Below are 14502 nucleotides of genomic sequence, written 5' to 3'. Positions count from 1 at the left end.
TTGTTTTTGTCTAATATAGCCTTCTTCTTGTAATTCTTCGCGAATGTCTTCGATATCTTCTATACGAGCTTGTTCTAACTGTTGGATTAATCGTTCTAAGTAGTTTATCTCTTGTTTCGCTTTTTCGATTTCTACTAGTACTACTTCTTTAGATTTTTTAAGCTTTTGATATTGCTTAAAGTAGTGCTGTGCATTTTCACTTGGTGTTTTATTAGGATTTAACTCAAGTGTAATTTCATTTTGGTCAGGATCATAATAATCCATTACTGTCACTTGTTCATCACCTTGTTTAACAAGGTGTAGGTGAGCCGTTAATAATTCACCGTATTTCTGGTAGTCATCAGCTTTTTCTGCTTTTTTTAATGTTGATTGTTGTTTTTTTATTTTGCGCTCATTTTTTGCTTTTTCGTTCTTTAGTAATCTCATTAAATCGTGAGTTTGGTTTTTCACGCGGTCGCGCTCAGCTTTACCTTCATAATAAGCATCGAGCATACCACTAATAGAATCATACGTGGTAACTTCACCTTCAAGCTCGATATTTTGTAATACGTGGAAGTCTTCTTTTTTACCTTTGAAGATCTTCGGCTCATACTCATGGTGTTCAACTTCGTGTTTAAACTGATCATAAACTGCTTCATATTTTTCATTGGAGCCTAAATATGCTTGGTTTGCTAATGAGTTTGTAACAACAGGGGAGCAGCCCATAAGCAGATTCATCATTTGCTTTTCAATTTTTCCTTGATTGAAGTCAAGTTTCTTTACGAAATCAACACCATCTAATGATAATGGATGAACTTTACCTTGGTCTGGTGGTGCAATATAAGTCTGTCCAGGTAAGATCGTGCGGTGACGGTTTTGTGCTGGACTTATATGTTTTTGACTATCTAAAATTACTTCACGTTCTGGGTCAATTAATATCGCATTACTATGCTTGCCCATTAATTCAATGATTAACGTTTTATTTTGTTCATCACCGATCTCATCTTTACTACGAACAGTGATATGAATAATTCGCTCCATATCGACTTGTTCAATTTTTTCAATAAAACCAGCTGCTAAATATTTACGTAACACCATACAAAACATAGGTGGTTCTTTCGGGTTCGTAAACTTTTGGTCTGTAAAGTGAACCCTTGCATAACTTGAATGTGTAGAAATAAGTAAGCTATAGTTCTGCCCTTTATTTCTTACAGTTAAAATCAGTTCACTGTTTGTCGGTTGGAAAATCTTTTGAATACGTCCGCCTTCTAGTTTAGTTAGTTCATTTGTTATGGCTCGAGTTACGATTCCATCAAATGGCATGTCTATCACCTCATCAATGTTAAGTATATCACGAATAAAACATTGATTAATAGCCGTTAACAGTTGAAAAACTAATGTGATTAATGCGACAATATAAGACGTAATATGAAAGTTGGTGATGATATGGTTAAGAGTATGACTGGTTATGGGCAAGCGACTCAGAAGTTAGATGAACTTCAATTATCAGTAGAAGTCAAAACAGTGAATCATCGATTTTTAGACTTTTCATTTAAAATGCCTAGAGAATTGATGGCCCTTGAAGATCGAATGAAAAGTCAAGTAAAGCAGTATTTTGAACGTGGGCGTGTCGACATTTTCGTTAATATTAATGGAAAAACGTTAACGAACCAAGCAATCCACGTTAATTGGCCTCTGTTAAACCAATACATAGATCGTGTTGAAGAAATTAAACAACATAAAAACTTATCAGGTCAACTTGACATTGAACAACTCTTTCAAATTGAAGATGCCTTTGTAATTGAGGAAGAAAACAATTTTGATTCAGAAGTTGAACAAGCTATCTTAGTTGCATTAGGAGAAGCGCTAAGTCGTGTTGACCGTATGCGCGTAGATGAAGGTGAAGCGTTAAAAACTGATGTATACCAATTCGCTCAAGAAATAGAGCAGTTAGCGAAAAGCCTAGACCAGGACAAAGATAAATTCAAGCAAAATTATTATGAAAAAGTAACCAATCGTTTAAAAGAATTTGTTGCTGATGCAAATGTTGATGAAAATAGGTTATTACAAGAGATCGCAATTTTAACTGATAAAGGCGATATCACAGAAGAAATCACCCGATTGCTGTCTCATGTTGAACAAGTAAAATCTTTGTTACAACAGGATGGATCTATTGGTAGAAGGTTAGATTTTTTAACACAAGAATTACACCGTGAAGCTAATACAATAGGGTCTAAATCGAATGATGTACAGGTGAGTAAGGTAACTGTAGATTTAAAGAGTGTAATAGAGAAAATTAAAGAACAAGTACAAAATATTGAATAATATTTGAGTTTTTGACTATTTTTAGACTATAATAGAGTTATTATTCAAGAATAAAAGTTAGGGGAGAAGAGGATGAATTTAAAATTAATTAATATCGGGTTTGGAAATGTTGTTTCTGCCAATCGCATTATTTCGATTGTGTCACCCGAATCAGCCCCGATCAAACGTATTATCACAGTTGCAAGGGATAATAATAAGTTAGTTGATGCTACATATGGAAGACGAACAAGAGCAGTCATCGTGACTGATAGTGACCACGTTATTTTATCAGCTGTACAACCTGAGACAGTTGGACAACGTGTCGTAAATGAAGATATGAACATAGACAACTAGGAGGAACTGTTGTGAAAGACGAAAAAGGTATTTTATTTATTCTGTCTGGACCGTCTGGTGTCGGAAAGGGCACTGTTAGAAAAGCGTTATTTGAACGTGATCCAGATTTAGCCTATTCGATCTCCGTGACAACAAGGCAAGCGCGTGAAGGCGAACAAAATGGTGTTGACTACTTCTTCAAAACGAAAGATGAAGTAAAAAAGATGATTGAACAAGGTGAATTTATCGAGTATGCTGAATATGTAGGGAATTATTATGGAACACCTAAAGCATACGTAGAGCAAACTTTAGAAGAAGGACGCGATGTCTTTTTAGAGATCGAAGTGCAGGGAGCGTTACAAGTGAAAGAGAACTTCCCTGAAGGTGTTTTTATCTTTTTATTCCCTCCGAGTTTAGAAGAATTAAAGAACCGTATTATTAATCGCGGTACTGAAACTGAAGATCTCGTTAGAAATCGCTTATTAGAAGCGAAAAAAGAAATTGAAATGATGGATGCTTACGATTATGTCGTCGTTAATGATGACGTTCATAATGCTGTTGATCGAATTGAATCGATTGTCGTAAGTGAGCATTGTAAACGTGAAAGAATTGCTAGTCAATATAAAAAAGCTTTAGGGAGTGTTGAACTGTGATCTTAGAGCCATCTGTCGATAACTTACTTAATAAGATTGACTCTAAATATGCGATTGTGATTGCATCAGCTAAGCGTGCCCGAGAATTGCACGAAGAGAATAATTACATTTTAGATCATCACAAGTCGCCTAAATACGTTGGTCAAGCGTTAGAAGAAATTATGGAAGATAAGCTAACTGTTAGTGGCTACAAGTAAATTTTATTTATACGCTTGCAGGTCGGTGTTGAATTAGCATTTCAATTCACCACCTAGCGTGATCAATGTCTTGACCGAAAAGAACAACCTGCATGTCAGGTTGTTCTTTTTAATGGGTTATATTTAAACCATATTAGCCGTTTAATTACTAATTAATGGTTGTTGGAGGAGAAACGATGAATCAACAAAAAAAAGTATTGTTAGGCGTTTCGGGTGGGATCGCAGCTTATAAAGCTTGTGCATTAACGAGCCAATTAGTTCAGCGCGGTTATGATGTAAGAGTAATCATGACTGAAGGCGCAACGCAATTCGTTAGTCCGTTAACGTTTCAAGCGTTATCACGAAACCCAGTATTTACAGATGCATTTGATGAGAAGAATCCTGAAAAAATTGCCCATATTGATTTAGCGGATTGGGCTGATTTTGTTTTATTAGCGCCTGCTACTGCGCACTTATTAGGAAGAGTTGCTAATGGACTTGCAGATGATATGTTAACGACAACTTTACTTGCTACAACAGCACCGGTATACGTTGCGCCAGCTATGAATGTTCATATGTACGATCATCCAGCAGTAAAAGCTAATTTAAAAACATTAGATGGATTTGGATATCGTTTTATTGAACCAGGAGCTGGTTATTTAGCATGTGGTTATGTAGGCAAAGGTCGTTTAGAAGAGCCCGAACGAATTATTGAAGTTATCGAACAAAATGAAGCAGTAGACCAACCATTAAAAGGTAAAAATGTGTTGGTGACAGCAGGTCCAACTGTTGAGGTTGTTGATGCAGTCCGCTATTTTACAAACCATTCATCAGGCAAAATGGGTTATGCCTTGGCTGAAGTAGCGAAACAATTAGGGGCTAATGTCACGTTAGTCAGCGGTCCAGTTGATTTAGATGAGGTTATCGGTGTAGAAATGGTTCACGTAACGTCAGCTAAAGAAATGTATGACGCGGTAACGACCCGTTTCGAACATCAAGATTTCGTAGTTAAATCTGCAGCCGTCGCAGATTATCGACCTAAAGTTACTCAAACGAATAAAATGAAGAAAAAAGACGGTAACTTGTCAATTGAAATGGAACGTACAGATGACATATTAAAAGCATTAGGTAAAATGAAAGAGCATCAATATTTAGTTGGATTTGCTGCAGAAACAGATCACATACTGGAGTACGGTAAAAGCAAACTGGAACGCAAAAACTTAAATGCGATCGCTGTTAACGATATTAGTGAAGACAAACATGGGTTTAAATCTGATACTAATGCTGTTCACGTGTTGACGAAAAAAGGGTTAGAACAATCCATTCCATTAAAGACGAAGCATGAAATTGCACAAGATCTATGGTCAATTTTTACAGAAGAATTGTTAGGTGAATCGAAGTGAAAGTTGCAAAAGTAGTTGTCGATGTTCCTGTCTCATCGATTGATTCATTGTTTGACTATGAGATTCCTGATGAGCTTCAAAGTGTTGTAAAGCCAGGGGTGCGAGTGGTAGTACCATTCGGACCTCGTAAAATTATGGGGTTTGTCATTGATATTACCGGAAGTAGCGAATTTGAAAAACTTAAGCCGATTCATACTGTGATGGATTATGAACCCGTTTTAACTCCAGAGTTATTAAACCTTTCCAAATGGCTACAAGAAGAGACTCTATGTTTTAGAGTTTCTGCTTTACAAGCGATGTTACCAGCTGTTTTTAAAGCGAAATATGAAAAAGAAGTATGGCTATTAGCAGATGAAAGTGAGCTGCCATTCGAATGGCAAATCTTGACTCAAGGGCGTGAAGTATTCCCGTTTAATGAGTTAGAAGAAAGTGGTATAAAGGCAAGCCAAATTTCATCACTAGTCAGTGAAGGGTTAATAGAAATTAAATATGTCGTCAAAGGTAAAAATAGAGTAAAGAAAGATACATATATTGAATTAGCACTTGAACAAGTAAAGGTAATAGAAGTTATTGAAGATTTAGGAAAGCAGGCCAAAAAGCAAAAACAAGTACTAGAGTATTTACAAGATACTAATGGAGATTTTCGATTAAAGCAGTTGATGGATGACTTAGGCGTTACTCGAGCACCGATTAAAACGTTAGAAGATAAAGGTATTATTCGTCTAGTGCAAAAGGAAGTTTACCGTGATCCTCACGCTAACAGTAACGAACGAACGAAACCACTTCCGTTAACGAAACAGCAACAACAAGTTATTGAACCGGTTTTGTCACGGATTGATGAAAATAAACACGAAATGTTCTTGTTACATGGTGTGACGGGAAGTGGAAAAACTGAAGTTTACTTACAATCGATTGACCGCGTGCTACAAGAGGGCAAAGAAGCAATCGTCTTAGTTCCTGAAATCTCTTTAACGCCACAGATGGTTGAACGCTTTAAATCAAGATTTGGCGATGATGTCGCTGTTTTACATAGTGGATTATCAACAGGTGAAAAATATGATGAATGGCGTAAAATTCATCGTAAAGAAGTGAAAGTAGTTGTAGGGGCACGTTCGGCTGTTTTTGCTCCATTTGAAAATCTCGGGATTATTATTATCGATGAAGAACATGAAACAACATATAAACAAGAAGACTATCCGAAATATCATGCGAGAGAAGTGGCTAAATATCGTGGTCAATACCATAAGTGTCCTGTCATTTTAGGAAGTGCAACACCAACGTTAGAAAGCTATGCTAGAGCACAAAAAGGGGTTTATCAATTACTCGAACTGTCAGAACGTGTTAATGAACAGGCATTACCGCACATGGAAATCGTGGATATGCGTAAAGAATTAGAAAAAGGTAACCGTACGATGTTCTCTGATAATTTAGTTGAGAAAATTAATGACCGAATTAAGCGTGGTGAACAAGTTGTTTTAATGTTAAATAGAAGAGGGTATTCTACGTTTGTTATGTGTCGCGAATGTGGTGAAACGGTCCAATGTGAACATTGTGATATATCGATGACTTACCACCGTACGAATCATAAATTAAAATGTCACTACTGTAGTGATGAAAAGCCGATGCCAAATCAATGTCCTAAGTGTGAAAGTGAAGCGATCCGTTTTTTCGGTACTGGTACGCAAAAAGTTGAAGAAGCATTGCAACAACAGTTTGAACATGCCCGTATTATTCGTATGGACGTTGACACAACAAGCCGTAAAGGTGCACACGAACGACTCCTGAAGAAGTTTGGTAATCAAGAAGCTGATATTTTACTAGGTACACAAATGATTGCTAAAGGATTAGACTTTGAAAATGTAACGTTAGTAGGCGTGATCGCTGCTGATGCGATCTTACATTTACCTGACTTTCGAGCTGCTGAAAAGTCTTTTCAATTATTAACACAAGTCAGTGGACGTGCAGGAAGACATGAGCTTCCAGGGGAAGTCGTCGTTCAAACGTATACACCAGAACATTTTACGGTTGAATTAGCTGCACAATATGATTATGAATCTTTCTTTAACCGTGAAATGCAAATTAGAAGCGGTTTGCTTACCCGCCATACTACTTTTTAGTATTAATTAATATATCTCATGAAAACCATGTTAAAGTAGTTGAAGCTTCACAAAGAATTGCTAATATGTTAAGTGAACGTCTCGGTGAAAGTGCCTTGTTAATGGGGCCATCACCATCCCCGATGTTGAGAATTAAAGACCGTTTTCGTTATCAATGTATGATTAAATATAAAAATCGCCAAGATGTCGATGAACCATTAGAGCATGTATTAAACAGTTTCCAAAAAGAAATGAATAAAGAAGAACTACAATTAACCGTTGATTTTGAACCGTATTACTTTATGTAGAAAAGAAGGGGTATTATATGACAAAACGAATTGTATTTATGGGTACACCTGACTTTAGTGTACCTGTTTTAGAAAGAATTATAGAACAAGGTTATGACGTTGCAGCTGTCGTCACGCAACCAGATCGCCCTAAAGGTCGTAAGAAAGTTTTAACACCCTCACCGGTAAAAGAGTGTGCGCTTAAACACGAGCTACCAGTATTACAGCCCGAGAAGATTAGACATGATTATCGAAACATACTCGATTACAAGCCTGACCTTATTGTAACAGCAGCTTATGGACAAATTTTACCAAAAGAAATTTTAGAAGAGCCTCCTTTCGGTTGTATAAACGTCCATGCCTCACTGTTACCGAAATTAAGAGGTGGAGCACCGATTCACTATTCGATTTTAGAAGGTCATGATGAAACAGGCGTAACTATTATGTATATGGTTAAAGCACTAGATGCCGGTGCGATGATTTCAAAAGATCAAGTCAAAATCGAAGAAAGCGATCACGTTGGGACTTTACATGATAAATTATCTGAAGTCGGTGCTAATCTATTAGTAGATACTTTGCCAAAGCTGTTTGCTGGAGAGATCGAAGCAGAAGAACAAAATCATGATGAAGCAACATTCGCTTATAACATTAAGCGAGAGCAAGAGCGAATTGATTGGAACAAATCACAACAAGACATTTATAATCACATAAGAGGTTTGCACCCGTGGCCTGTTGCTTTTACAACATATCAAGGTCAAACGGTAAAACTATGGTGGGGTGAAAAAGTTAATCAAACGATTGATCAAACTCCAGGAACGATTGTGGCAATTGATGATCAAGTTGGAATATCAGTCGCAACTGGTGATCAAAAGTTAATTAATATAACAGAACTTCAACCAGCTGGCAAAAAACGTATGAAAACAGTCGATTTCCTAAGAGGATCTAAAGATTACTTTGAAATAGGCAAGAAACTAGGTGATTAAATGGCTAAACAACAAACAGTTAGAGAAGTCGCACTAAACTTATTACAACGAGTAAGTCAAAGTGGTGGGTTTAGTCATATTTTAATAAATCAAGCAATCTCAAAACATGAAGTAAAACAAGAAGATAAAGGTTTATTCACTGAGATTGTATATGGTACATTACAACGACAATTAACGCTTGATTTTTATTTAACTCCATTTGTCGGTAACAAGAAGATGGATCACTGGGTAAGAACGTTGCTTAGAATGTCTGTCTATCAAATGGTTTATTTAGAGCGTGTACCTGATCATGCTGTCATTAATGAGGCGGTAACAATAGCGAAGAAAAAAGGTCATAAAGGTATTAGCGGCTTTGTAAATGGGGTTTTAAGAAATATTCAACGAAAAGGTGTCCCATCATTTGATACGATTGAAGATAAAGTTGAGCGCGTATCTATAGAAACGAGTCATCCATATTGGTTAGTATCACGTTGGGTAGATCAGTATGGTTTTGATGTCACTAAGAAGATGTGTGAGTCAAACATGGAGTCGAAAAAAGTATCAGTTCGAATTCAACCAGAAAAATTGTCAATTGAAGAAGCGATTGAAAAACTAGAGGTTGAAGGGATTAAAGTAGAAAGATCGACTTTATCTAATCAAGGATTAAATATTATTGAAGGAAACATTTTGAGAAGTGAATTGTTTCCACACAGTTTAACAATTCAAGACGAGACGTCAATGTTAGTATCTGAAATGATTGGTGCAAAGCCAAATATGACTGTGTTAGACGCATGTAGTGCTCCCGGGGGTAAGGCGACACACATTGCTGAAAAGATGAATTCACAGGGTGAAATTTATGCATATGACCTTCACCAATCTAAAGTCAATCTCGTAAAAGAAAAAGCACGTGATCTAGATTTAACAAATATTCAAGTAAAAGCCTATGACAGCCGTCAGTTATATGAAGTGCATGATGACGGTACATTTGACCGTATTTTGTTAGATGCTCCATGCACTGGATTAGGTGTGTTAAGAAGTAAACCAGATATTAAATATAGCAAGCAGGAAGAGAATATCGAACAATTAGCTAATATTCAACATGATTTATTGAGGTCAGTTCTTCCTTTATTAAAAGAAAATGGTAAACTAGTATATAGTACATGCACCGTAGATCGTCATGAAAATGAAGAACAAATTAAACAACTATTAAAAGATTTTTCTAACTTACAAGTTGATCCAGCTTTTTTTGAAGAGTTACCAGAATCTTGTCAGCATTTAGAAGGGAAATCTGAATATGGGATTCAAATTTTCCCGCAGGATTTTAAAGCAGATGGATTCTTTATTACTCGTTTAGTCTTTAAGTAATTTTTATATAAGTGAGGTGCATGAGAGGATGCATGCTGTATTTAAGACAGATAAGGGGAAAATTCGTGAAGCCAATGAAGATTTTGGCGGTGTGTTTTTTAATGAAGACGATCAGTTGTTAGCTGTAGTAGCAGATGGTATGGGCGGCCATCAAGCAGGTGATGTAGCTAGTCGACTAGCGGTAGAGCAGATGAAAGGTTACTGGGAAAGTACTAGAGTTTTTACAGATGTTAAAGAATTAGAAGTATGGTTAGAGACAGTTGTTAAAGAAGTTAATGATGTTCTTAAAGACCATGCGCAAAACAATGAAGAGTGCAAAGGAATGGGAACAACGCTTATTGCTGCAACAGTACTCAATAATGAGATCGTTGTCGCTCATGTCGGCGATAGTCGACTTTACCATGTCACTGAAGAAACCATTGAACAGAAAACGACTGACCACTCTTTCGTGAACGAACTCGTCTTACAAGGCCATATCACAAAAGAAGAAGCAGAATCACATCCTAGAAAGAATGTGTTAACGCGTGCTTTAGGAACAGAAGAAGAAGTTAACGTCGATACGTTATCATATGAGTGGCAACATGAATCTTATTGCTTGTTATGTACAGACGGATTAACAAATAAACTGCCTGATGAAGATATACTACATATTGTTAATCGTTCTATGTCTAATGAGGAGAAGGTTGATCAATTATTAGAGGAGGCAAATCAACGTGGCGGTGAAGATAATATTACTGTCGCATTGATTAGCTTAGAATCGGGTGATCAAACATGGACATAGGTAAAGTTTTAAACGAACGTTATAAAGTTGTGCAATACATTGGTGGAGGCGGTATGGCCAATGTATATTTAGGAGAAGATTTAATTTTAGGTCGAGAAGTAGCAATAAAGCTATTAAAGCTAGAGTACTCCGATCACGAAGAATTCATTGAAAGATTTAATCGTGAGGCAGAAGCGGCTATAAGCCTTTCAAATGATCATATCGTTAACATATTTGATGTCGGTCAAGAAGATGACTTACATTATATGGTTATGGAATATGTTGATGGTATGACATTAAAAGAATATATCCAGCACAAAGGCACAGTTTCGATGCATGAAGCAGTTCGAATTATGATCCAATTATCTGATGCGGTAAAACATGCTCATGATAATGGCATTATTCATCGAGACATTAAGCCTCAAAACATTTTGATGGATCATCGCGGTAATGTAAAAATAACTGATTTCGGTATTGCAAGAGCGCTGAGTTCTACTTCGTTAACGAAAACGAATGACGTGATGGGGTCTGTTCATTATTTATCTCCTGAACAAGCACGAGGTGGAACAGCGACCCGAAAATCCGACATTTATTCTTTAGGTATTGTTTTATATGAACTATTAACTGGTCGGTTACCATTTTCAGGAGAATCTGCTGTTTCAATAGCGCTAAAACATATGCAAACTGAACCACCATTTGTTAGAAGTTTTAACCCTGAGATTCCACAAAGTCTCGAAAATGTAGTTTTAAAAGCAACAGTTAAAAACCCACTTCATCGTTACGCAACGATTGAAGAGTTTAGAAAAAGTTTAGAGACCGTATTTGACCATTCAAGGTTAAGTGAAGAACGCTATAATCCTCCTGAAGAAGAAGGGGAAGATACAAAAGTAATTCCAGCGATCCAACCGAATACATCACATAACAGTACCAACGAAGAGACTATCGTCCCAACTCAACAAAACGAGAAAAAGAAGTCAAAGAAGTGGATCGTATGGGTATCTTCAATAGTTGGAATATTAATTGCAGCTTTTATTATTGCTTTATTTGTATTACCAGGAATGTTCATGCCAGAGGATGTCACCATTCCTGAGCTTGAAGGGTATACTTATGAAGAGGCATTAATCGAACTATCAAATTTAGATTTAGACGTTGAACGTGAATCAGTTTTTAATGATGAAGTAGAAGAAGGGTATGTTGTTCGAACGAACCCTAGAAGTGGTACGACTGTTAAAGAAGGTTCCACGGTTGCTTTATATACGAGCTTAGGTCAAGAGAAAATAGAATTCGATGATTATGTCGGTCAAGATTTTAACGAAACGAGAAGGTTACTTGAGTCTCGTGGTTATGGACAAGTTCGTGAAATTAGACTTGAAGACGAACGTCCTGAAGGCGAAATTATTAATCAAATTCAACCTGAACCTGGGGAAGAAATTATCCCTGAAGACACTCGCGTCATATTTGAAGTAAGTCAAGGACCACCGAGTATATCGTTGCCTTCATTTAGAGATGATACTTTAGAGCGTGCTCAAAATTTCGCTCAAGAAAATGAATTAATGCTAGAAACAGAAGAAGAACATTCTGATGATATTTCAGAAGGCCGAATAACCAGACAAGAACCAAGTCAGAATGCTGAGTTAGAACGTGGTGACGAGTTTAAAGTATATGTTTCTAAAGGTGCTGAGCCACAACCAATTACAGAACAAGTTTCGTTCACCGTTACTTATGATGAAGAAGTTAATTCTGAAGATGATGAAGAAGAAGAGCCAATAGGACAAGAGGTTCAGATATTTATAGAGGATCAAAACAATAGTATTAATGAAGTGTTTGAAGAAGATGTCATTTATGAAGATACAATCTATACAGTTGAACTAACGATTGAACCTGATGAAACAGGTGAAGTTCGTGTAACGAAAGAGGGTACACTTTATTATGAAGAAGTAATTCCTTATGAGCCAGGAGAGGATTAATGAATGCCAAAAGGGAAAATAGTTAAAGCATTAAGCGGGTTTTATGATGTATTAGTAGGTCAGGAAGTGTATCGTTGTAAAGGAAGAGGAGTCTTTAGAAACCAAAAGATTACGCCTCTCGTTGGAGATGAAGTTGAAATATCTGTACAAGAAAATTATACAGGGACAATTCAAACGGTATACGAACGAGAAAACGAATTAATTAGACCGCCCGTTTCTAATGTTGACCAGGCGATTATTGTTACTTCGATGACAGAACCAGATTTTAATCCATTACTGCTCGACCGATTTTTAGTCCTTGTTGAAAATAAAGACTTAGATGCTTTAATTGTTTTTAGTAAGGAAGATTTGGTTGATTCACAGCATGAGTTAGAGATTGATTTTTTCATTAACTACTATGAATCAATTGGCTATGATGTTGTTAAAGTTTCAAGTAAGATGGAGAACTTAAATGATCAGCTAGAACCATACTTAGCGGAAAAAATCTCTGTAATTGCAGGTCAATCAGGCGTTGGCAAGTCAACGATTCTCAATCAACTAGATGAGACGTTGAACATTGAAACAGGTGACATATCCAAAAGTTTAGGTCGTGGAAAACATACGACACGCCATGTGGAGTTATATCACATTGCAAATGGGTATGTTGCCGATACACCTGGCTTTAGTGCTCTAGACTTTGATGAACTTCAATTAGAGGATATTAGAATGTCATTCCGAGAGTTTTTAGACTATGAAGATCGTTGTAAATTTAGAGGATGCTACCATATGAACGAACCGAAGTGTGCTGTTAAACAAGCAGTAGAAAGTGACGAAATTAAGCCATTTAGATATGAGCATTACAAACAATTCTATGAAGAAATTAAAAATAGAAAGCCGAGGTATTAGGTTATGGTAAAGATTGCACCATCGATATTATCAGCAGACTTTTCAAAGTTAGCAACAGAAATCAAATCAGTTGAAAATGATGTCGACTACATTCACGTTGATGTCATGGATGGTCATTTTGTTCCAAATATTACGATTGGACCATTGATTGTAGAAGCGGTCCGTCCTGTTACTAATCTACCATTAGATGTTCATTTAATGATTGAGAACCCTGAAGATTTTGTCCCGCAATTTGCTAAAGCTGGAGCAGATATCATTTCGGTTCATGCTGAGGCGTGTCCACATCTGCACCGTGTTATCCAACAAATTAGTAACGAAGGTGTTAAGCCTGGCGTCGTTATTAATCCAGCAACACCGGTTTCTATGATTGAACCGATATTGCAAGATGTTGACCTTGTCTTAGTTATGACGGTAAACCCTGGTTTTGGTGGCCAATCATTTATTGATTCAACATTGTCCAAAATCGAACAATTGTCAGTACTGAAAAAACAATACGGTTTTGATTATGAAATTGAAGTTGATGGTGGCGTGAAAGCTGAGACAGCTAAAGCTTGCGTTGATGCTGGTGCTGAAGTGTTAGTTGCTGGCAGTGCGATCTTTAATCAAGAAGACCGTCAAGCAGCCGTACAAACGATCAAAGCTAGTTATGAACAATCGGTGTAGGTGATAGTAATGAAGGTGTTTGGTATTGTGGCGGGAGGTCCTAAATCGGACTTGCCGCCTTTAAATCATTATGAAGATATTAATCATTGGGTCGGTGTAGATCACGGAGCTTACTTATTGAGTGAAAATGTTGGCTACATTGATTTAGCGATTGGAGATTTCGATTCTGTTAGTACGACTGAATTTACCCAAATTAAGATGTATTCTAATGAAGTGGAAGTACATCCTGTAGATAAAGATGATACAGATTTAGAACTTGCCATTAATTATGTTATGAACCAAAATCCTGATCGCGTCTATTTATTTGGTGCTACTGGTGGACGAAAAGATCACGAAATAGTGAATATTATGTTATTAAAGAAGTTTAACGATGCAGGAATAGAAGCATGGATTTGTAATGCGCAAAATGAGTTAACTTTGAAAACACCTGGTCAATACGAACTAAAGCGCGATGAACGCTTCCAATATGTATCATTTCTCCCAATTAGCGACACGGTTTATAACTTGAATTTAAAGGGTTTTTTATATGAATTAGAAGGCGCAAACGTTGAAAGTGGTAGTTCTTTAACGGTTTCAAATGAATGGAGTGAAAAAATAGGTACTTATTTTTTTACTGAAGGCATATTAATAATTGTAAAGAGCCGTGATTAATTTATAGTTTAATATTTG

Annotated in this window: 13 protein-coding genes and 1 pseudogene; 13 read left to right on the top strand and 1 reads right to left on the bottom strand. The window is 36.7% G+C overall.

Translation table 11 applies throughout. From position 1 onward, the window contains the following. On the bottom strand, positions 1-1302 hold a 1302-nt coding region (locus A194_RS0108545; protein WP_017186430.1), incomplete at its 3' end, for an Rqc2 family fibronectin-binding protein. A 105-nt stretch (positions 1303-1407) separates the two neighbouring features. Between A194_RS0108545 and A194_RS0108540 the strand changes: the two genes are divergently transcribed. The 13 genes and pseudogenes from A194_RS0108540 to A194_RS0108480 all read left to right on the top strand — a co-directional run bounded on the left by A194_RS0108540 (position 1408) and on the right by A194_RS0108480 (position 14484). Next, entirely contained in the window at positions 1408-2304 is an 897-nt protein-coding gene (locus A194_RS0108540; RefSeq protein ID WP_017186429.1) for a YicC/YloC family endoribonuclease, read from the top strand. A 72-nt stretch (positions 2305-2376) separates the two neighbouring features. Next, positions 2377-2637, top strand: coding sequence for an extracellular matrix/biofilm regulator RemA (gene remA / locus A194_RS0108535; RefSeq protein ID WP_017186428.1), 261 nt, complete (start codon positions 2377-2379; stop codon positions 2635-2637). 11 nt (positions 2638-2648) lie between these two features. Then, positions 2649-3269, top strand: coding sequence for a guanylate kinase (gene gmk / locus A194_RS0108530; protein WP_017186427.1), 621 nt, complete (start codon positions 2649-2651; stop codon positions 3267-3269). Then, positions 3266-3466, top strand: coding sequence for a DNA-directed RNA polymerase subunit omega (gene rpoZ, locus A194_RS0108525; RefSeq protein WP_017186426.1), 201 nt, complete (start codon positions 3266-3268; stop codon positions 3464-3466). The genes gmk and rpoZ overlap by 4 nt, the downstream gene beginning before the upstream one ends. Positions 3467-3642: 176 nt before the next feature. Beyond that, a complete protein-coding gene (gene coaBC / locus A194_RS0108520; protein WP_017186425.1) occupies positions 3643-4848 on the top strand; it encodes a bifunctional phosphopantothenoylcysteine decarboxylase/phosphopantothenate--cysteine ligase CoaBC in 1206 nt (401 codons plus the stop codon). After that, a pseudogene (priA, locus tag A194_RS17910) lies at positions 4845-7252 on the top strand (primosomal protein N'). The gene coaBC and the pseudogene priA overlap by 4 nt, the downstream one beginning before the upstream one ends. Before the next feature lie 17 nt (positions 7253-7269). After that, positions 7270-8214: a methionyl-tRNA formyltransferase gene (gene fmt / locus A194_RS0108510; RefSeq protein WP_017186424.1), complete on the top strand. Its 945-nt coding sequence runs from the start codon at positions 7270-7272 to the stop codon at positions 8212-8214. Continuing rightward, a complete protein-coding gene (gene rsmB, locus A194_RS0108505; RefSeq protein ID WP_017186423.1) occupies positions 8215-9558 on the top strand; it encodes a 16S rRNA (cytosine(967)-C(5))-methyltransferase RsmB in 1344 nt (447 codons plus the stop codon). It begins immediately after the preceding gene. A 28-nt stretch (positions 9559-9586) separates the two neighbouring features. Continuing rightward, the gene (locus A194_RS0108500; protein WP_017186422.1) at positions 9587-10339 is read left to right on the top strand and encodes a Stp1/IreP family PP2C-type Ser/Thr phosphatase; all 753 of its coding nucleotides are present in this window, start codon (positions 9587-9589) and stop codon (positions 10337-10339) included. After that, positions 10330-12285, top strand: a complete 1956-nt coding sequence (gene pknB / locus A194_RS0108495; protein WP_017186421.1) for a Stk1 family PASTA domain-containing Ser/Thr kinase — start codon at positions 10330-10332, stop codon at positions 12283-12285. Before A194_RS0108500 ends, pknB begins: the two co-directional genes overlap by 10 nt. Before the next feature lie 3 nt (positions 12286-12288). Next, positions 12289-13170: a ribosome small subunit-dependent GTPase A gene (gene rsgA / locus A194_RS0108490; RefSeq protein ID WP_017186420.1), complete on the top strand. Its 882-nt coding sequence runs from the start codon at positions 12289-12291 to the stop codon at positions 13168-13170. A 3-nt stretch (positions 13171-13173) separates the two neighbouring features. Beyond that, positions 13174-13833, top strand: coding sequence for a ribulose-phosphate 3-epimerase (gene rpe / locus A194_RS0108485; RefSeq protein ID WP_017186419.1), 660 nt, complete (start codon positions 13174-13176; stop codon positions 13831-13833). A 27-nt stretch (positions 13834-13860) separates the two neighbouring features. Continuing rightward, entirely contained in the window at positions 13861-14484 is a 624-nt protein-coding gene (locus A194_RS0108480; protein ID WP_157783041.1) for a thiamine diphosphokinase, read from the top strand. Positions 14485-14502 lie beyond the last annotated feature (18 nt).

Origin of the sequence: Alkalibacillus haloalkaliphilus C5, assembly GCF_000269905.1 — a bacterium.
Taxonomy (GTDB): Bacteria; Bacillota; Bacilli; order Bacillales; family Alkalibacillaceae; genus Alkalibacillus; species Alkalibacillus haloalkaliphilus_A.
This window is presented reverse-complemented; position numbering and strand designations above follow the sequence as displayed.